The sequence below is a fragment of the Methyloversatilis universalis EHg5 genome (assembly GCF_000378945.1).
Classification (GTDB): domain Bacteria; phylum Pseudomonadota; class Gammaproteobacteria; order Burkholderiales; family Rhodocyclaceae; genus Methyloversatilis; species Methyloversatilis universalis_A.
Map to the genome: position 1 here is coordinate 2,817,327 of NZ_KB900539.1, position 17,076 is coordinate 2,834,402.

A 17,076-nucleotide genomic window follows, 5' to 3' on the forward strand; every position below is an offset into this window, starting at 1 on the left:
GCTCATGCACTGCGTCAGCGCAGCAGCATCCAGACACCGGTCGCCAGCAGCAGGAGCGCGAACAGCGTGCGCATGCGCGCTTCCGGCAGCCGGTGGGCGACGGCGACGCCAGCCGACACGGTGAGCAGGCCGCCCAGTGCCATCGGCAGCCCCATCGCCCAATCCACCCGCTGCGCCTGGGCATAGGTGGCGAGCGCCACCGCGGCGCTCGGCGTGACCAGAGCCAGTGCCAGGCTCTGCGCCACCGTCTGCCGCTGGCGGAACAGGCGCACGAACAGAGGCGCAGCCAGCAGGCCACCGCCGACACCCAGCAAGCCCATGCTGCTGCCACCGACCAGGCCGACCAGTGGAATCAGCCCCTCGCGCCGCCCGGGCTGCTGCACCTCGGACGCGGCACGCACCCGCCACAGCAGCGACAGCGCCAGCGCGCTCATGAACAGGCCGAACAGCGCCCGCAGCACCGCCGGATCGAGCCGCGCGGCGAAATGCGCGGTCACCGCAGTGGTGGCAGTCGCCACCGCAGCCAGCGCCACCACCCGGCGCCAGGGCACCGGATGACGCTGCTGGTAGCGCCACCAGCCGATCACCAGATTGGGCACCATCATGACCAGCGCGGTGCCCTGGGCCAGCGCCTGGTCCATGCCGAACGCGAGGCCGAGCAGCGGAATCGCGATCACGCCACCGCCGATGCCGAACAGGCCGCCGAAAAAGCCGAGCGCGGCACCGAGCGGCAGCGTGTACACAAGATCGGATACAGACATGGCCATCAACCCGGCAGGACGAAACCCCGGATGCTAGGCGGTCGACAGAGAACTACAATGATCATCAATTCAAGCGATCATTGAGATAAAGATCATCAATGAAAGATGCCGCCGATCTGCTGTTCTTCGCCACCCTCGCCCGCCAGCCCAGTCTGGTGGCCGCGGCCCAGCAACTGGGCGTGACACCGCCCGCGGTGAGCCGGCGTCTGGCTGCACTGGAAACACGGCTGGGCGTGCGGCTGCTCAACCGCACCACCCGCCGGCTCAGCCTGACGCCGGAAGGCGAGCGCTACCTGCAGGACGGCGAACGTATCCTGCGCGACATCGAAGCGCTGGAGCGCGGTCTGTCCGCCCGCGGCGACCAGCCGGCCGGGCTGCTGCGCATCAACGCCTCGTTCGGCTTCGGCCGACGCCATGTCGCGCCGGCGGTGTCCGATTTCGTGCGGCAGTGGCCGGACGTCGAGGTGGTGCTGCAGCTGACCGACCGCCCGCTGGACCTCGAACAGCACGGCCTCGACCTGGCCATCCGCTTCGGCCCGCCGCCGGACAGCCGGGTGCACGCGCAGCGCATCGCCGGCAACCGCCGCCTGCTGGTGGCGGCGCCGGCCTACATCGCGGCGCACGGCCAGCCGGAATCGCCGCAGGCGCTGCGCGACCACCGCTGCATAGTCATCCGCGAGAACGACGACGCCTTCAATATCTGGACGCTGTCCGACGGCACACGCGAAGTGCGGGTGAAGGTGAGCGGCCCGCTCGGTGCCAACCACGGCGAAGTGGCCGCCGACTGGGCACTGGACGGCCACGGCATCGTGCTGCGTTCGGAATGGGACGTGGCGCCGCTGCTGCGCGACGGCCGGCTGGTGAGGGTGCTGGCGCCCTGGGTGGGCGCGGCGGCCGACATCCACGCGGTCTGGCCGCCGCACCACCGGCAATCGGCCCGGGTGCGCGCCTTCGCCGACTTTCTCGCAGCGCGCTTTGCGGCACAGCGCACGGCCGACGGCGAAACCGCAACCGCCTGGTAGCGGTCCGACCCGCCGGCGGGTGCTAACCTCGCACCCGCTGCATCCGACTACACGCCTTCATCCGTGACCGCCGCACCGCTCCCCCTCATCGATCAGCTCACTGCGCGCCGCCCGCGCATTCCGGTCACTTTCGTGCTGATCGCGCTGAACCTTGCGGTATTCGCCGCCATGCTGGCCGGCGGCGCCGGGCTCTGGCATTCGCAGAACGGCGTGCAGCTCGCCTGGGGCGCCAACTTCGGCCCGGCCACCAAGGACGGGCAGTGGTGGCGGCTGGGCAGCGCGATGTTCCTGCACTTCGGCCTGCTGCACCTGGGCATGAACATGGCCTCGCTGTTCGACGGCGGCCGGCTGGTCGAGCGCATGTTCGGCCCGCTGCGCTTTGCCGCGATCTATGTGCTGAGCGGCCTGACCGGCAATCTGCTGTCGCTGATCGCGCAGGGCGACCGCGCGGTATCCGGCGGCGCGTCGGGCGCCATCTTCGGCGTATATGGCGCGCTGCTGGCCTTTCTCTGGCAGCAGCGCGACACGCTGGAACGGCGCGAATTCGTGCGACTGTTCTGGGGCGCTGGGCTGTTCGCGGCCATCACCATCGTGCTCGGACTGAATATTCCGGGCATCGACAACGGCGCCCACATCGGCGGATTCATCGCCGGCCTGCTGGCAGGCGCGGCGCTGGTGCGGCCGCTTGATGCCGACACCCTGCTCGGCCGCTATCGCCAGCCGCTGGCGTCGCACGGGCAGTGGCTGGCCGGCAGCGCGCTGGTCGCACTGATTGCGGTGCTCATCATTGCCATCCCGGCACCGCGCTACCGCTGGAGCGAGGAGGTGATGGCGCGCGGTGAAATCAGCGACTTCATCGGCCAGGACCGTCAGCTGGTGCGCCGCTGGCAGACACTGATCGGCGATGCGCAACGTACCGGCGCCAGCTTCGACGAACTGGCCGGCCGCATCGAGAGCGAAATCGCCGCCCCCTACCAGCAGGGCTTTGACGACCTGAGCGAGCTGCAGCTGAGCCCGTCCGCCCCGTCGGCGCCGACGCTGAGCGCACTGCGCCAGTACGCCGAAGCGCGGCGCGATGCCTCGCGCGCGCTGGTCGACGGCCTGCGCGCGCACGACATGGCGGCGGTGCGCGATGCGCTTGAGGCCGCCAGCCGGGCCGGTTCGGCGCCGCCCTCCCCGTTACCGACGCGCCCTGCCCCGCCCCGCAATCGCTGACCTCCATGCGCCGCTGGATCGCCCACCTCGACATGGACGCCTTCTTCGCGTCGGTCGAACTGCTGCGCTACCCGGAACTGCGCGGCCAGCCGGTGGTGGTGGGCGGCGGCAGCCGGCACCAGCCGGTGCTGCAGGCGGACGGCACGCGCCGCTTCGCGCGGCTGCGCGACTACGCCGGCCGCGGCGTGGCAACGACCGCCACCTACGAGGCGCGCGCCTTCGGCGTGCATTCGGGCATCGGCCTGATGAAGGCCGCCGCGCTGGCGCCCGACGCGGTGCTGCTGCCGACCGATTTCGACGAATACAAGCGCATGTCGCGGCTGTTCAAGCAGGCAGTGCTGGAACACGTGGCGCAGATCGACGACCGCGGCATCGACGAAATCTATTTCGAACTGACCGAGCTGCCGGGTGCGCAGGACGCCGCCGGTGACGACCCGCACGGCGGCGTCAGGGCGATCGCCGCGCGCATCCAGCAGGCGGTGCAGGCGGCGACCGGCCTCAGCTGCTCGATCGGGCTGTCGCCGAACAAGCTGCTGTCGAAAATCTGCTCCGATCTGGAAAAGCCGCGCGGCCTCACGGTGATCACCGAAGCCGACATCGCGGCCCGCATCTGGCCGCTGCCGGCGAAACGGATCAATGGCATCGGCCCGAAGGCGAACGCGAAACTGGACGAACTGGGCCTGCGCACCATCGGCGACCTGGCGGCCGCCGACCCGCAGGGGCTGATCGAACGTTTCGGGCGCAGCTACGGCGGCTGGCTGACCGAGGCGGCGCACGGCCGCGATGACCGGCCACTGAGCTACAGCCGCGACCCGAAATCGATCAGCCGCGAAACCACCTTCGAACGCGATCTGCACGCGAAGCACGACCGCGAAGAACTGGGCGCCCTGTTCACCCGGCTGTGCGAGCGGCTGGCCGACGACCTCAAACGCAAGGGCGTGGTGGCGAAATCGGTGGGCGTGAAACTGAGGCAGGACGACTTCCGCATCGTCACCCGCGAACTGACGATGGATGCCTGCACCGCAGACGCCGCGGTCATCCGCCGGCATGCCGGGCTGTGCCTGAAACGCATGCCGCTGGACCGACGCTTCCGCCTGCTGGGCGTGCGCGCCGGCCATCTGCTGCCGGCCGATCAGGCTGCCGAAGTGCCGGCCGGGCCGGAAGAAGGGCAGCTCGCGCTGCCGTTCTGAAGCGGGCGCTGCACACCGCGGCGGTGTCGCCTGCCAGGCAGGCGACGGACATCGACCCTGTCCCTGCAGGCGATCCGCACCCCGAATCGCCTGCGCAGCGGATCAGATCTTTCCGTCCAGGCCCATCTGGTAGTACTTGTGGGTGATCTTGTCCTGGTTTTCCAGCAGCCAGTCGATGTCCGGCTGGTTGTTCATCGCCTTCTTGATCGCCTTGGCCATGGCCTGACGGTGGATGTCGAACAGGATCTTGTGGTCCAGATCCTTGGCGGTGCTCACCATCGGGTTCAGCCACACCGACACGATGATGCCGAGGTCGTTCGCCTTCTCTTTCGGGATGTCACCGGCGCGCACCGCGTCCAGCACGCCGTTGGCGATGGCGGCCTGCACCGTGCCCATCAGGATGTTGGTGTAGCGCTCGTCCTTCACCGTCACCTTGCTCACCATCAGCGTCAGCGGGCGCACCTGGATGTCGGTGTTCAGGATGGCGAACACGCGGGTGTGACCCTTCACCTGATCGCCGGTCAGCGTGGCCAGCGCGGTACCGACCGGGCCATCCAGTTCGCCGATGATGACTTCGGGTTCGGCCGCGGTGCCCGGAGGGCCACCGGCAACCAGTGCTTCACCACTGCGGAAAACGATGCGTTCGGACATGGCGGGGTCTCCTGTGTTGTCGTTCGTGAAGGCGTTCTGCGCACCCCCGTGCGCAGGACGATGTGAAACCAAGGTTTCACATAATACAACTTTGATTCACTAAACAAACCTAACCTTTCGTCACACCGCCGCGGACGCCCACCCTGAAACCGGCTGGCGTCAGCCGCTCACACCACCCCGACCCGCATGTTCAGCGGCCACACGAGAGTGCGAGGCGTGTCGGCATTCCCCCAGAGCGCAGTGATGTCGCGGGCGAAATCCAGCAGGAGCTGTTCGTGGCCCGCCTCGCGCGCCGCCCTGACCGAGGACCAGGTCAGCAGATAACCGAGCAGGCCATCCAGCGGCCAATCGACGTGGATTTCGAGGGCGGGGGCCTGCATCTCGTCGAACGGGAAATCGAGCGTGGCATAGCCGCCATCGACCAGCGCGCGCTCGGGCGGCCAGTAAGGCCCGATCTCGTCGCGGTAGAAGCGCTGAAAGCGCGCATCCAGTGCCGGCTCCAGCCTGAGCACACCGTAGCTGATCAGCGCGATCACGGCGCCCGGCACCGCCACCCGCCGCACCTCCCGGTAGAAGGCCGGCAGATCGAACCAGTGCGCTGCCTGGGCGGCGGTCATCAGGCCGACACTGCGGTCAGCCAGCGGCAGCCGCTCGGCCGGCGCGCACTGGTAGCGCAAGCGCTCGCCGGGCTGGGCATGCTCGATCTGATCGGCGCTGGGGTCCAGCCCGAGCACCGCGTCGAAATGAGGCGCCAGCAGCTGCGTGAGCTGACCGTTGCCACAGCCGACATCGACCGCCAGCCGGGTGTCCGGCGCCACCGAGGCGAGAAAGGCCGCCAGTGCCGGCGGATAGTCCGGCCGGAATCGGGCGTAAGCCCGTCCGCCCCGGTCAAACCAGTTGCGGACGCCCTCACCCGGCTGCGGCTTTCCGGCTGCATTTTCATCATTCATCGCGCGTCGCCCCTGGCCGCTGCAAGGCGGGCGGAAAACCCTTCACGTTCGAGCGCCCGGGCCGCGGCATCCAGTATCTGTCGCAGCGGGTGGCCGATTTCATCCTCCAGCCCCTCGATGGCGGAGAAGGTGGCCGCCCAGTGCCGCTCCAGCTGTTCGACCAGCGCAGCCCCCGCCGCCGTGAGCCCGATGCCGCTCTTGCGTCCGTCCTGCAGGGCATGGCGTTCAAGCAGCCCGTCTGCTTCCAGCAGGGCCACGGTCTGGCTGATCGCCCCCTGGGTCAGTCGGGTGCGCGCGGTAATGTCGGTCACCGTGCCGGCCCCGGCGTGCAGCGCGCGCAGCACCGGCGTGTAGCGCGCGCGGTAAGGCGTCTGCATCGGCAGCTTCATCGTGCGGTAGTGCGCGTCGGCCCCCTGTTCGACCAGTTCGCCGACATGGCGCAGCAATTCGCCCAGGCCGGGTTCTTTCGTATCCATGTGCGCAAATTACATTAGCAGTAATGCAATTTCAAGGCCGAATGCCGGCGGACACGAATGCACTGCGGATCAGAACTCGGTGTGCAGCCGGAGCGCGTAGAAGGTCGCCGGACCGCGGTCGGCGTTGTAGCCCGGATTCCACATGCGCTGGTAGTCGGCGGTGACGAAGGTGCGTGACCACAGGCTGAGGCTGTAATAGGTTTCGAACACCTGTTCCGGCCGGTAGTCGAGCGCGCCATCGCCGAGGAAAAAGGAAATGCCGCCCGCTTCGAGATAGCGGCGACGCTCGCGCGACAGCATGTTGCGGACGTAACCCACGCCCAGCGTATCCAGCCCGCGCCCCCACAGGCCGCCATTGACCGCCAGGCCACCGGCCAGCGAAGCATCGGTTTCGGTGAAGGCAAAGGTTTCGCTGCGGCCGTCGGCCTTCATGCCGCGAAAGAACAGGCCCACGTGGTCGGACAGCGCCTGTTCCACATTCACGCCGAAACCGTATTTGGTCTTCTCGCCACTGCGCACCGCAAAAATGGTCTGCGGATCGCCGCCCGGATTGGCGCGCAGCGCCTGCAGCGCATCGTCGAAGCTCGCCAGCACCGCGCGGTTGCGCCAGCCGAGCAGACGCACACGGCCCGGGCGGCCGTCCAGCGTGTGCGCATGCTCGACCTCGATCTGGTCGCCGTAGTGGCGCAGGATGCGGTAATCGACCGGCAGTTCGTTGGGCCGCTTCGGGCCGGTCATGCGGCCCAGCCGCAGCACCCAGTCGTCCTGGTACCACTCGATCGCCGCACCCCAGCCAAAGCCGCGCGCATCGGCTGCGTAGTCGTAGGCCAGCGGCGCCATGAAGCCGGCGTTCATGAAATGCACGCGCGGGTCCTTGGCGTAGGCGTTGTCGTCAAACACGTCGAGCACCGAAAAATTGCCGGCCGTCAGCACCACCCGGTTGCGATCCACCGTACCGGCCATCTGGTTCAGATCGGCTTCGACCTGCTCGTCGCCGCCCCCCAGTCCCCAGGTCTGGCGCAGGAAAAGACGCTGCCGGTAGAGCTTGGGCGAATGCCCGGCGGTGCGCGTCAGTTCGCCGTTGGTGAAGGCAGCCGAGCCGTCCAGCCCGGAAAACGGCACGCCCTGCGTGATTTCCGGATTCAGGTAAAGCTCGCCGCCCTGCCACGGCCGCAGGCCGAAATAGCCGGTCGCAGTGGCGGTGTAGCTGCGCTCGCGCGCGGCGAGCAGGCTTTTCGGGCCGCTGTAGTCGGCCTCCATGCGCGGCTTGACCTGCCAGCCGTAAGTGGCCTGGAAGCGGGCGGTCCACGCTTCGTACTGTGGCGACTCCGCCACCGCCGTGCGGCCGCCTGCGAGCGCGCAGAACGCGAAAAACGCGAGCCGCAGCCGGCTCGCCGGAAACACCGTCGATAACACGTCCATCTCTCCAGTCAGGTCCATCCGGAAAAGGTGCTGCGCCAAGCCGGGCAAACATCCTTCATCTGCATTGCAGGCGTGCGAGCCCGCCGGCGTTGCGCTCAGACCGGATCGGCAACCCGCCGGCGTCGTGGCCGGCCGCGACCGGGTACCGGCGCCGGCTTGTCGGGCAGACCGAGTGCCGCGCGCGACAGCCGGTCGGCGTCGCGGTTGCGGTGGCGCGGCACCCATCTGAGCTCGATCCGGTCGAAACCGGCCAGCGTCGCCGCCACCGCCTGCAGCTGGCTGCACAACGGCTCGACCGTGGCTCGCCTGTCGCCACCCAGATGGCGCAGCACGACATCGCTGTCGCCGATCACCTGCAGCCGGCGCGCGCCTTCGGCGCGGGCGCGCTCGAGGGCGATGCGCAGCGCCTCCAGCTCGGCTTCGTTGTTGCAGCCGTGACGGCTGCCGGCCTGCGACAGTTCGATGCGCCGGCCGTCCGGTGCCACGATGAGCGCGCCCAGACCGAGCCGCCCGGGATTGGGCCAGGCGCAGCCGTCGAACCACAGCAGCCAGCAGTCGGAATCGTCGGATTCGGGGGGCAGTGACACGGTGAGGCGGGCGCGGGCAAAGCGCGATGGTGCCACGCAGCGGCGCAGGCTGCCGGTCCGCGTGGCGGCCGGGCCGGCTTCCCCTATAATCCGCCCTCCCCCAACCGGCCGAACGCCGGAATACTGGAGACCTTACATGGGCTTTCTCGCCGGCAAGAAGATTCTGATCACCGGACTGCTGTCCAACCGTTCCATCGCCTATGGCATCGCGCAGGCCTGCCACCGCGAAGGCGCGGAACTGGCCTTCACCTATCAGAACGAGCGCTTCACGGATCGCGTGAGCAAGATGGCGGCGGATTTCGGTTCTTCGCTGGTGTTTCCCTGTGATGTGGCCGACGACGCCCAGATCACTGCCCTGTTCGACCAGCTGGCGACCAAGTGGGACGGCCTCGACGGCCTGGTGCACTCGATCGCGTTCGCGCCGGGCGAAGCGCTGGACGGCGACTTCCTCGACGGCCTGTCGCGCGAAGCCTTCCGCACCGCCCACGAAGTGAGCGCCTACAGCTTCCCGGCGCTGGCCAAGGCCGCGCGCCCGATGATGCAGGGCCGCAACGGCTCGGTGCTCACGCTGTCGTATCTGGGTGCGGTGCGCGCACTGCCCAACTACAACATCATGGGTCTGGCCAAGGCCAGTCTGGAAGCATCGGTGCGCTACCTCGCAGCCAGCCTCGGCCCGCAGGGCATCCGCGCGAATGCGGTGTCGGCCGGCCCGATCAAGACCCTGGCTGCCTCCGGCATCGGCAATTTCGGCAAGCTGCTGGCCTACAACGAAAAGGTCGCTCCGCTCCGCCGCAACGTCACCATTCAGGAAGTCGGCAATGTCGCCGCCTTCCTCCTGTCCGACCTGGCCAGCGGCGTGACCGGCGAAGTCACCTATGTAGACGCCGGTTTCAGCCAGACCGCGCTGGGCGCGGTGGACTGAGTTTCGCGCCAGACCGGCACACCCGCTGCCAACGGCCCATCCAGGCGGTGTCTGCCGCCCGGATGGGCCGTTTTCGTTGCGGTCCTGCCACCGGTAAGCCTGCACCGCGCTCACGCTCTGCTGCCCCGCGACCTCGATCCAGCGCCCGGTCGCCCGCCGAACCGCCTGCGCGCGCGCTGCCGGCGCAGAAACACCTGGCAACGCCTGCGGCGGCCGCAGCGTCACATCCGGCCTGTATCCTTCTTGCATCCGGGGGCCAGCGCCCCCATCTTCGAACGCGTTCCGAAGTTCAATGGAGGCAGGAAATGCGCAGGCTCTGGATGTCGTTGCTCGCTCTTCTCACCGTCACGCTGCTGTCCGGCTGCGGTTACAACACGCTGCAGTCGGGTGACGAACAGGTCAAGGCGGCCTGGGCCGAGGTGCTGAACCAGTACCAGCGGCGCGCCGACCTGATTCCCAATCTGGTGAACACCGTCAAGGGCTTCGCCGAGCAGGAGAAAGAGGTGCTCACCCGCGTGACCGAAGCACGCGCGAAGGTGGGCGCCATCCAGGCCACGCCCGAACTGATCAATGACCCGCAGGCCTTCCAGCGCTTCCAGGCGGCGCAGGGCGAACTGGGCGGCGCGCTGTCGCGGCTGCTGGTGGTGACCGAAAACTACCCGCAGCTGAAGTCGGACCAGAACTTCCGCGACCTGCAGGCCCAGCTCGAAGGCACCGAGAACCGCATCGCGGTGGCCCGCAACCGTTACATCAAGGCGGTGCAGGACTACAACGTGACCGTGCGCTCCTTCCCGAGCAATCTGACCGCCATGGTGTTCGGCCATCAGGTGAAGCCGGGCTTCACGGTCGAGAACGAGGCGGAAATCTCGCGCGCGCCCAAGGTCGACTTCGGCGGCGCCGCGCCCCGGCCTGCCCAGTAAGCGATGAATCGATTGCACGCACTGCGCAGCTTTTTCGGTGCGCTGCTGCTGTTCGCACTGCTGCTGACCGGTTTCTCCGCACGGGCGGAGGTGGCAGTGCCGCCGGTTGCCCGCGTGAGTGACCAGACCGGCACGCTGACACCGGCCGACGTGGCGGCGCTGGACCGCATGCTGGCCGATTTCGAGGCATTGCGCGGCAGCCAGATCGCGGTGCTGATCGTACCCAGCACCGCCCCCGAAACGGTTGAACAGTACGCGCTGCGCGTGGCCGAGGCGTGGAAGCTGGGTCGCAAGGGCGTGGACGACGGCGCGCTGCTGCTGGTCGCGAAGAACGACCGGGCGCTGCGTATCGAGGTGGGCTACGGCCTGGAAGGCGTGCTGACCGATATCGCGGCCAAGCGCATCGTGTCCGACGTGATCGTGCCGCGCCTGCGCGAAGGTGACTACGCCGGCGGCATCCGTGCCGGCGTCGATCGCATGATGCGGCTGATCGAAGGCGAGCCGCTGCCGCCGCCCGCGCGCGCGTCATCGGCCGATGCAGGCGGGCTGGAACAGTACGCACCGCTGCTGCTGGTGGTCGCTTTCGGCCTGGGCGGCGTGCTGCGCGCAATGCTGGGCCGGCTGCCGGGCGCACTGGCCACCGGCGGCGTGGTCGGCTTCATCGCCTGGATCGTGATCGGCATGCTGCCGGTCGCCATCTTCGCCGGCATCGTCGCGCTGTTCATCACGCTGTTCGGCGGCGGGCGCGGCATCGGCGGCGGAGGCTGGGGAGGCGGCTACGGCGGCGGTGGAGGCGGAGGCGGCTTCAGTGGCGGAGGCGGCGGCTTCGGCGGCGGTGGCGCTTCCGGGCGATGGTGACATCGGTGACGACATGATTCAGCGTCTTTTCAGACATCTGTGCGCCTTCGCCTGGCGCACGCGACGCGCGCTGCCGCCTGCGGCGCTGGAAGCGATCGAACTGGCGATCGAAGCCAGCGAGGCGCGCCATGCCGGCGAACTGCGGGTGGTGGTGGAACACGCGCTGCATCCGCACGCGGTGCTGCGCGGCCAGACCGGCCGAGAACGCGCGGTCGAACTGTTCTCCGCACTGCGCATCTGGGACACCGGACACAACAGCGGCGTGCTCATCTATCTGCTGATGGCCGATCACGACATCGAAATCGTGGTCGACCGCGGCATCCGGGCGCGGGTACCCGACGCGCGCTGGGCGGACCTGTGCCGGCAGCTGGAAATCCGGCTCGCGCAGGGGGAATTCCGCGACGGGCTGCTGCAGGCGGTGGCCGCCATCACGGACGAACTGACCCGCCACTTCCCGTCCGCGGACGCGAAACACAACGAACTGCCGGACCGTGTGCTTGTCCTGTAAGGTGGCCGGCCGACGATGATCGCGCCCGCGCCGCACGCGGAGATCTCTCTTGCTCAAGTATTTCGAAAACCGGATCGACCCCTATCCCGAAGGCACACCGCCGGTGCCGCCGCACGGGTTGTTCCCCTTCCTGTGGTCATGCACCCGCGGCCTGCGGGGCTATATCGCGGTCATGACGCTGTGCACCGCGGCCATCGGCGTGTTCGAGGCGCTGCTGTTCGCGATGCTGGGCGACATCGTGGACTGGCTGGGCAAGATCGAGCCGGCGAGACTGTGGGAGCGGGAAGGCGGCACGCTCACGCTGCTGGCGGTCATCCTGCTGGTGAGCCCGCTGGTGATCGCGCTGCAGACGCTGCTGAAGCACCAGGCGCTGGCCGGCAGTTTTCCGATGCGGCTGCGCTGGAACTTCCACCGCCACATGCTCGGCCAGAGCATGAGCTTCTATCAGGACGAATTCGCCGGCCGGGTTGCCGCCAAGGTGATGCAGACCGCGCTGGCGGTGCGCGACACCTGGATGATCGTGGCCGACATCCTGGTGTTCATCATCATCTACTTCGTCACCATGGTGAGCGTGGTCGGCGGCTTCGATCTCGCGCTGCTGCTGCCCTTCGGCGGCTGGCTCGCGCTGTATGTCGGCGCCATGTTCTATTTCGTGCCACGACTGGGCGCAGTCGCGCAGTCACAGGCCGATGCGCGCTCGCTGATGACCGGCCGCATCACCGACGCCTACACCAATATCGCGACCGTGAAGCTGTTTTCCCACACCGCACGGGAGGCGAACTATGCGCGCGAGGCGATGCGCGAATTCATGCGGCCGGTGCAGGCACAGTTCCGGCTGGTGAGCGGCTTCGAAGTGGTGAACCACATGCTGAGCATGGGGCTGATCGCCTCCACTGCCGGCATGACGCTGTGGCTGTGGACCCACGGCCAGGTGGGCATCGGCGCGGTGGCGGCGGCGACCGCGATGGCGCTGCGGCTGAACGGCATTTCGCACTGGGTAATGTGGGAACTGGCGTCGCTGTTCGAACAGATCGGCACCGTGCGCGACGGCATCAACACGCTATCGCGCGCGCACGCGGTGGTCGACCGGCCGGACGCGCAGCCGCTGCGGGTCACGCACGGCGACATCCGGATCGAGGACGTCACCTTCAACTACGAAAAGCCGCGCAACCCAGACGGCGGCGCCGTGATCGACCGGCTCACGCTGCACATCCGGCCGGGTGAGAAGATCGGCGTGGTCGGGCGATCCGGCGCCGGCAAGACCACGCTGATCAACCTGCTGCTGCGCTTCCACGACCTGCCGTCAGGCCGCATCCTGATCGACGGGCAGGACATCGCCAGCGCCACGCAAGACAGCCTGCGCGCGCAGATCGGCATGGTGACCCAGGACACCTCGCTGCTGCACCGCTCGGTACGCGACAACATCCTGTACGGCCGACCGGACGCGACCGACGCCGACATGGTGGCCGCAGCGAAGCGGGCCGAAGCACACGAGTTCGTCATGAGCCTGGTCGACCCCAAGGGCCGCAGTGGCTACGACGCCCACGTCGGCGAACGCGGCGTGAAACTGTCCGGTGGCCAGCGCCAGCGCATCGCGATCGCACGGGTGATGCTGAAGGACGCGCCCATCCTGCTGCTGGACGAAGCGACCAGCGCACTCGATTCAGAGGTGGAAGCCGCGATACAGGACAGTCTTTACCGGCTGATGGAAGGCAAGACCGTAGTCGCCATCGCCCACCGGCTGTCCACCATCGCCGCGATGGACCGGCTCATCGTGATGGACCGCGGCCGCATCGTCGAAGAAGGCGACCACCGCAGCCTGCTGGCACACGGCGGTCTGTACGCACGGCTGTGGTCGCACCAGAGCGGCGGCTTTCTGGCGGCGGACGTGGACGAAACGCTGGCGGTACGGGCGGAAACGGTCTGAGCGGGGCCCGGCGCTGCGGCAAAGCTCAAGCGGCGCGGCGGTCCGGAAAGGCGATCACGTCGGCGCGACGGCGACGCTCGATGCGCGGCGGCACCGACTGCTGCGTGGCACCGTCATTGTCAGCATTGCCGCCGGCCGCCTGCCAGGCGACCGCTGCGGCAAGCTGGCGCTCCCAGGACATCAGGTACTCCTGTGACGACCCGATCAGTTCGAGCGGCGGAATGAATTCGGCTTCAAGCGTCTGGATCTGGACTACACGCGACATGGATCATCCCCTTCGTTGTGGACGTCTGGATCAGTCAGGCAGGTCATCAGCCCATCAAGCCTGGCATGCAGATTTGACGGAAAGATTTCAATGTAGGCATTCGATCGCCTGAAATCCTGTCGCAGCGCAGCGAAATCCGTCATGACAGGGAAATTTCCCTGTCTGCATGCCGCAATCGCTTCCGCTCGGACAAAAAGAAAAGCCCCGCCTGAGGACGGGGCTCTGCTGACCGCGCACCGCCACAGGCGGTCGCGGGACATCCGGTGAGGCGGGCGCCGCCCGCACACACTTACTTCACGCGGTTCTTGTATTCGCCGGTGCGGGTGTCGATTTCGATCTTGTCGCCGATTTCGCAGAACAGCGGCACCGGCACTTCGAAGCCGGTGTTGATCTTGGCCGGCTTGAGCACCTTGCCCGAGGTGTCGCCCTTGACGGCCGGCTCGGTGTAGGTGATTTCACGCACGACCGAGTTCGGCAGCTCGACCGAAATGGCGCGGCCTTCGTAGAACACGACTTCGCAGGTCATGCCGTCTTCGATGTAGTTCAGCGCGTCGCCCATGTTCTCGGCTTCGACCTCGTACTGGTTGTACTCGGTGTCCATCAGCACGTACATCGGATCGGCGAAATAGGAATAGGTGACTTCCCTGCGGTCGAGAATGACCACGTCGAACTTGTCGTCCGCCTTGTAGACGGTCTCCTGACCGGAGCCGGTCAGCAGGTTCTTCATCTTCATCTTGACGACGGCGGCGTTGCGGCCCGACTTGTTGTACTCGGCCTTGAGCACGACCATGGCGTCGTTGCCGATCTTCACGACGTTGCCGGCGCGCAGTTCCTGTGCGGTTTTCATGCAGTGTTCCTGTGGGGATGGAGGCCGGCCGGCAAAGCACCGTGGCCCGTCAGTCGGGCCCCGAAGCTTCTTGCAACCCCTGTTGCAATGCCCGTCGCGGCAAACCCGGCATTATATAGGTGTCTGATTAAACGAAACAAGCTGGCTTGCAAGGTCGGACTGCCGGGCAAGGCTGGCGGCCCATGCCTCCGCGTGTTGCCGCAGCGCCGGCAGCGCCGCGAACAGCGCGTGCCAACTCTCGGCAGGCAGCGGAAGGTCGCGATTCCACGCCGCGTGGACCGCGCGCAGCGCCTGCGTTGCCCCCGGGCCCAGACCGGTGCAGAGGCGGTCGAGAAAGGCATCCAGCTTCGCGATGTGTGCATCGTCCTGCTGACGGTAAATGTGCCAGAGCAGCGGGCGGGCAGCCCACTGCGCGCGCACGAAGGAATCCTCGCCGCGCACGATGTTCAGGTCGGCATGCCACAGCAGCGCGTCGTAATCGTCCTGATCCATGAAATGCAGCGGGCGGATGTCGAGCGCCCCGCGCTGGCAGGCCTCACCCGGCGCCAGCGGCTGCCCGCAGATCTGTTCCAGCGCCGTCAGCGCCCGCCCTTCCGGCACCCACAGCTGCGCCGGCCGGTCACCGCCGGCCAGCGCATCGACCAGGGAGACAAGGGCCGGACTTTCGTAGCTGAACAGCGTGAGCTGCAGCGCGGCCGGGTCGGGCTGCATGCCGAGGCGGGCAAAGATGGCTTGCTGCAGCGCCGCATCGGCACGCCAGGCGTCGCGGCGCGCGAGCAGATCGCGCTCGCGCAGCAGGCCACCGGTACGTGCGGTGAAACCGGGAAAGAAGAAATGCTTGGCCAGCCCGGTGGCCGGATCGCGCGAGGCGAGACCGTGACAGCCTTCGACCCAGTCCTCCGCGCTGAGGTATTCGAGATTGAACCAGCGCGTCCCCCCGGCGCGCGCAGCCATCGCGTCGATGTAGCTGCGCGGCAGTTCGCAGGCGAAAGCTTCAATCACGCAGTCGGCCGGTTCCAGGTCGGCGGGCAGCGTGGTCCAGTGCCGGAGGTCTATGTCCGGCTCATTCAAGCCGGCCGGCTTGATCCGTGCCAGCGCCTCCGGCATGTCCATCCACAGCCGGACCCGCCAGCCGTGATCGCGGGCCAGCGCACGGGCCAGCCGCCAGCACACGCCGGCATCACCGAAATTGTCGATGACGCGGCAGAACAGGTCGCAGTCGATGCGCGCAGCGACGTGCATGCGTGAAAAATCTCCAGTCAGGGGGTGCGACAAGCCTTCAAGTCCGCAAAGCCGATGTCGTAATCAGCCTTGCAGCTGCGATCGACCACACGCAACAGTATCAGGAGTCCCGACATGTCCATGCCGCGCCCGACGTCCGAAGCACTGGGTTTTCGCCACACTCACCGCCCGCTGAAGTCCGGCGAGCCCATTCCGTCCATGCCCAGCCTGTTCGACCAGATCGCGCAGATCAACGCAATGGCCGTGGTGGCCGAAGCCGGAGGCGACGCCGACAACGACAGCCTGCTGATTGACAGCTACGATGAAGACGACGACCTGAACGACTGAGCGCAGTCAGGCGGGAGCCGTCCCGCCTTCAGGAAGGGTGGTTCGCCGCCGTTAACAGGTCATCGCAACGAGGACCTGACCGATGCGCGACGCGTCCACTGCAACGCTGGAAGGCTGGGTCGCCTACATGGGCGACAAACCCCTGCCGGTGCTCGCCCGTACCACCCGGGAGCTTGCTCTTTTGCGCGAGGCCGAAAACACGGTCAGCGCGCGCACCATCGCGCAGGTCATCCTGCACGATCCGCTGATGACGCTGCGCGTGCTCGCCTTCATTGAAGCCCGCCGCGGCCGCAGCCAGCACACCGACATCACCACGATAGAGCGGGCGCTGATGATGATAGGCATCACGCCCTTCTTCACCCATTTCGAATCGCTGCCCACGCTGGAAGAGCATCTGCACAGTCATCCGCAGGCGCTGCTGGGGGTGATGCGGGTGATCGCCCGTGCCCGCAAGGCCTCCGCATGGGCGCGCGAATGGGCCCTCATCCGGCACGACATCGATGTCGATGAAATCACCGTCGCCACGCTGCTGCATGACGTGGCCGAAATACTGTGCTGGGTGTTCGCTCCGAAACTGTCGCTGAAGCTGCGCGACGTGCTGCGGGCCAATCCGACCATGCGCACCGCGGCCGCTCAGAGAGCGGTGTTCAACGTCACCTCGCACGACCTTCAGCTTGCGCTGGCGCGTGCCTGGAAGCTGCCGGCGCTGCTGGTGGAGCTGATGGGGGGCGCGGCCAACCCGTCACCACGGGTGCGCAACGTGCAGTACGCGGTCAACCTGGCCCGCCACAGTGCCAAGGGCTGGGACGACCCTGCGCTGCCCGACGATTTCAAGGACATCGAAGAGCTGCTGCACATCAGCCATGAAAGCCTGCTCGGCCGCCTGGGTCTGCCGATGGACGGATCGCAACCGCCTTCGCCGCCGGAACACGCGGAAAACCCCGAACAGCCGGGAACCGATACCGACGGCGGTACGGAAACCTGAA

At 67.6% G+C, this 17,076-nt stretch carries 19 protein-coding genes; 10 read left to right on the top strand and 9 right to left on the bottom strand.

Annotated elements, in window-relative coordinates; all coding sequences use genetic code 11:
- Positions 1–14: 14 nt before the first annotated feature.
- Positions 15–761 carry a sulfite exporter TauE/SafE family protein gene (locus METUNV2_RS0112935; RefSeq protein ID WP_026188139.1) on the bottom strand — a complete coding sequence of 249 codons (747 nt, stop codon included), beginning with the start codon at positions 759–761 and terminating at the stop codon, positions 15–17.
- Between the two features lie 98 nt (positions 762–859).
- Between METUNV2_RS0112935 and METUNV2_RS0112940 the strand changes: the two genes are divergently transcribed.
- The 3 genes from METUNV2_RS0112940 (at position 860) to dinB (ending at position 4,188) form a co-directional block, all read left to right on the top strand.
- Positions 860–1,783: a LysR family transcriptional regulator gene (locus METUNV2_RS0112940; protein WP_018229892.1), complete on the top strand. Its 924-nt coding sequence runs from the start codon at positions 860–862 to the stop codon at positions 1,781–1,783.
- 63 nt (positions 1,784–1,846) lie between these two features.
- Entirely contained in the window at positions 1,847–2,998 is a 1,152-nt protein-coding gene (locus tag METUNV2_RS0112945; protein WP_018229893.1) for a rhomboid family intramembrane serine protease, read from the top strand.
- Positions 2,999–3,003: 5 nt separating this feature from the next.
- Positions 3,004–4,188, top strand: coding sequence for a DNA polymerase IV (gene dinB / locus METUNV2_RS0112950; protein WP_018229894.1), 1,185 nt, complete (start codon positions 3,004–3,006; stop codon positions 4,186–4,188).
- Positions 4,189–4,290: 102 nt separating this feature from the next.
- On the opposite strand, the gene fae is transcribed toward dinB, so the two are convergent.
- The 5 genes from fae to METUNV2_RS0112975 form a co-directional block, all read right to left on the bottom strand.
- Positions 4,291–4,839 (bottom strand): formaldehyde-activating enzyme, encoded by a 549-nt coding sequence (gene fae, locus METUNV2_RS0112955; protein WP_018229895.1) that lies wholly within the window; start codon positions 4,837–4,839, stop codon positions 4,291–4,293.
- A gap of 167 nt (positions 4,840–5,006) precedes the next feature.
- Positions 5,007–5,789, bottom strand: coding sequence for a class I SAM-dependent methyltransferase (locus METUNV2_RS0112960; protein WP_018229896.1), 783 nt, complete (start codon positions 5,787–5,789; stop codon positions 5,007–5,009).
- Positions 5,786–6,265: a MarR family winged helix-turn-helix transcriptional regulator gene (locus METUNV2_RS0112965; RefSeq protein WP_018229897.1), complete on the bottom strand. Its 480-nt coding sequence runs from the start codon at positions 6,263–6,265 to the stop codon at positions 5,786–5,788. The genes METUNV2_RS0112960 and METUNV2_RS0112965 overlap by 4 nt, the downstream gene beginning before the upstream one ends.
- A gap of 69 nt (positions 6,266–6,334) precedes the next feature.
- Positions 6,335–7,705, bottom strand: coding sequence for a carbohydrate porin (locus tag METUNV2_RS0112970; protein WP_232415674.1), 1,371 nt, complete (start codon positions 7,703–7,705; stop codon positions 6,335–6,337).
- A 77-nt stretch (positions 7,706–7,782) separates the two neighbouring features.
- Positions 7,783–8,310 (bottom strand): ribonuclease HI family protein, encoded by a 528-nt coding sequence (locus METUNV2_RS0112975; RefSeq protein ID WP_018229899.1) that lies wholly within the window; start codon positions 8,308–8,310, stop codon positions 7,783–7,785.
- Positions 8,311–8,410: 100 nt separating this feature from the next.
- Between METUNV2_RS0112975 and fabI the strand changes: the two genes are divergently transcribed.
- From fabI to METUNV2_RS0113000, 5 genes are all read left to right on the top strand, one after another.
- The gene (gene fabI, locus METUNV2_RS0112980; protein WP_018229900.1) at positions 8,411–9,196 is read left to right on the top strand and encodes an enoyl-ACP reductase FabI; all 786 of its coding nucleotides are present in this window, start codon (positions 8,411–8,413) and stop codon (positions 9,194–9,196) included.
- A gap of 305 nt (positions 9,197–9,501) precedes the next feature.
- Positions 9,502–10,116: a LemA family protein gene (locus METUNV2_RS0112985; RefSeq protein WP_026188140.1), complete on the top strand. Its 615-nt coding sequence runs from the start codon at positions 9,502–9,504 to the stop codon at positions 10,114–10,116.
- A 3-nt stretch (positions 10,117–10,119) separates the two neighbouring features.
- Positions 10,120–10,974 carry a TPM domain-containing protein gene (locus tag METUNV2_RS0112990; protein ID WP_036271203.1) on the top strand — a complete coding sequence of 285 codons (855 nt, stop codon included), beginning with the start codon at positions 10,120–10,122 and terminating at the stop codon, positions 10,972–10,974.
- Positions 10,975–10,987: 13 nt separating this feature from the next.
- The gene (locus tag METUNV2_RS0112995; protein ID WP_026188142.1) at positions 10,988–11,482 is read left to right on the top strand and encodes a TPM domain-containing protein; all 495 of its coding nucleotides are present in this window, start codon (positions 10,988–10,990) and stop codon (positions 11,480–11,482) included.
- Between the two features lie 49 nt (positions 11,483–11,531).
- A complete protein-coding gene (locus METUNV2_RS0113000) occupies positions 11,532–13,409 on the top strand; it encodes an ABC transporter ATP-binding protein (RefSeq protein WP_018229904.1) in 1,878 nt (625 codons plus the stop codon).
- A gap of 25 nt (positions 13,410–13,434) precedes the next feature.
- Here the strand turns inward: METUNV2_RS0113000 and METUNV2_RS0113005 are convergent, their stop codons facing one another.
- The 3 genes from METUNV2_RS0113005 to earP form a co-directional block, all read right to left on the bottom strand.
- Positions 13,435–13,674 (bottom strand): hypothetical protein, encoded by a 240-nt coding sequence (locus tag METUNV2_RS0113005; protein ID WP_018229905.1) that lies wholly within the window; start codon positions 13,672–13,674, stop codon positions 13,435–13,437.
- A gap of 289 nt (positions 13,675–13,963) precedes the next feature.
- On the bottom strand, positions 13,964–14,521 hold the full coding sequence (efp, locus tag METUNV2_RS0113010; protein ID WP_018229906.1) for an elongation factor P: 558 nt from the start codon (positions 14,519–14,521) through the stop codon (positions 13,964–13,966).
- 111 nt (positions 14,522–14,632) lie between these two features.
- Positions 14,633–15,763 carry an elongation factor P maturation arginine rhamnosyltransferase EarP gene (gene earP / locus METUNV2_RS0113015; protein WP_018229907.1) on the bottom strand — a complete coding sequence of 377 codons (1,131 nt, stop codon included), beginning with the start codon at positions 15,761–15,763 and terminating at the stop codon, positions 14,633–14,635.
- Positions 15,764–15,877: 114 nt separating this feature from the next.
- On the opposite strand from earP, the gene METUNV2_RS0113020 reads away from it, so the two are divergent.
- Together METUNV2_RS0113020 and METUNV2_RS0113025 are read left to right on the top strand one after the other, a co-directional pair.
- Positions 15,878–16,090, top strand: a complete 213-nt coding sequence (locus tag METUNV2_RS0113020; RefSeq protein ID WP_018229908.1) for a hypothetical protein — start codon at positions 15,878–15,880, stop codon at positions 16,088–16,090.
- Positions 16,091–16,172: 82 nt separating this feature from the next.
- Positions 16,173–17,075: an HDOD domain-containing protein gene (locus METUNV2_RS0113025; RefSeq protein WP_018229909.1), complete on the top strand. Its 903-nt coding sequence runs from the start codon at positions 16,173–16,175 to the stop codon at positions 17,073–17,075.
- Position 17,076: the final 1 nt, after the last annotated feature.

Excerpts from the sequence above, each read along its gene's own strand:
- METUNV2_RS0112935 (WP_026188139.1), bottom strand. The coding sequence starts at position 761 with ATGTCTGTATCCGATCTTGTGTACACGCTGCCGCTCGGTGCCGCGCTC.
- METUNV2_RS0112940 (WP_018229892.1), top strand. The coding sequence starts at position 860 with ATGAAAGATGCCGCCGATCTGCTGTTCTTCGCCACCCTCGCCCGCCAG.
- dinB (WP_018229894.1), top strand. The coding sequence starts at position 3,004 with ATGCGCCGCTGGATCGCCCACCTCGACATGGACGCCTTCTTCGCGTCG.
- fae (WP_018229895.1), bottom strand. The coding sequence starts at position 4,839 with ATGTCCGAACGCATCGTTTTCCGCAGTGGTGAAGCACTGGTTGCCGGT.
- METUNV2_RS0112960 (WP_018229896.1), bottom strand. The coding sequence starts at position 5,789 with ATGAATGATGAAAATGCAGCCGGAAAGCCGCAGCCGGGTGAGGGCGTC.
- METUNV2_RS0112965 (WP_018229897.1), bottom strand. The coding sequence starts at position 6,265 with ATGGATACGAAAGAACCCGGCCTGGGCGAATTGCTGCGCCATGTCGGC.
- METUNV2_RS0112970 (WP_232415674.1), bottom strand. The coding sequence starts at position 7,705 with ATGGACCTGACTGGAGAGATGGACGTGTTATCGACGGTGTTTCCGGCG.
- fabI (WP_018229900.1), top strand. The coding sequence starts at position 8,411 with ATGGGCTTTCTCGCCGGCAAGAAGATTCTGATCACCGGACTGCTGTCC.
- METUNV2_RS0112985 (WP_026188140.1), top strand. The coding sequence starts at position 9,502 with ATGCGCAGGCTCTGGATGTCGTTGCTCGCTCTTCTCACCGTCACGCTG.
- METUNV2_RS0112990 (WP_036271203.1), top strand. The coding sequence starts at position 10,120 with ATGAATCGATTGCACGCACTGCGCAGCTTTTTCGGTGCGCTGCTGCTG.
- METUNV2_RS0112995 (WP_026188142.1), top strand. The coding sequence starts at position 10,988 with ATGATTCAGCGTCTTTTCAGACATCTGTGCGCCTTCGCCTGGCGCACG.
- METUNV2_RS0113005 (WP_018229905.1), bottom strand. The coding sequence starts at position 13,674 with ATGTCGCGTGTAGTCCAGATCCAGACGCTTGAAGCCGAATTCATTCCG.
- efp (WP_018229906.1), bottom strand. The coding sequence starts at position 14,521 with ATGAAAACCGCACAGGAACTGCGCGCCGGCAACGTCGTGAAGATCGGC.
- earP (WP_018229907.1), bottom strand. The coding sequence starts at position 15,763 with ATGCACGTCGCTGCGCGCATCGACTGCGACCTGTTCTGCCGCGTCATC.
- METUNV2_RS0113020 (WP_018229908.1), top strand. The coding sequence starts at position 15,878 with ATGTCCATGCCGCGCCCGACGTCCGAAGCACTGGGTTTTCGCCACACT.
- METUNV2_RS0113025 (WP_018229909.1), top strand. The coding sequence starts at position 16,173 with ATGCGCGACGCGTCCACTGCAACGCTGGAAGGCTGGGTCGCCTACATG.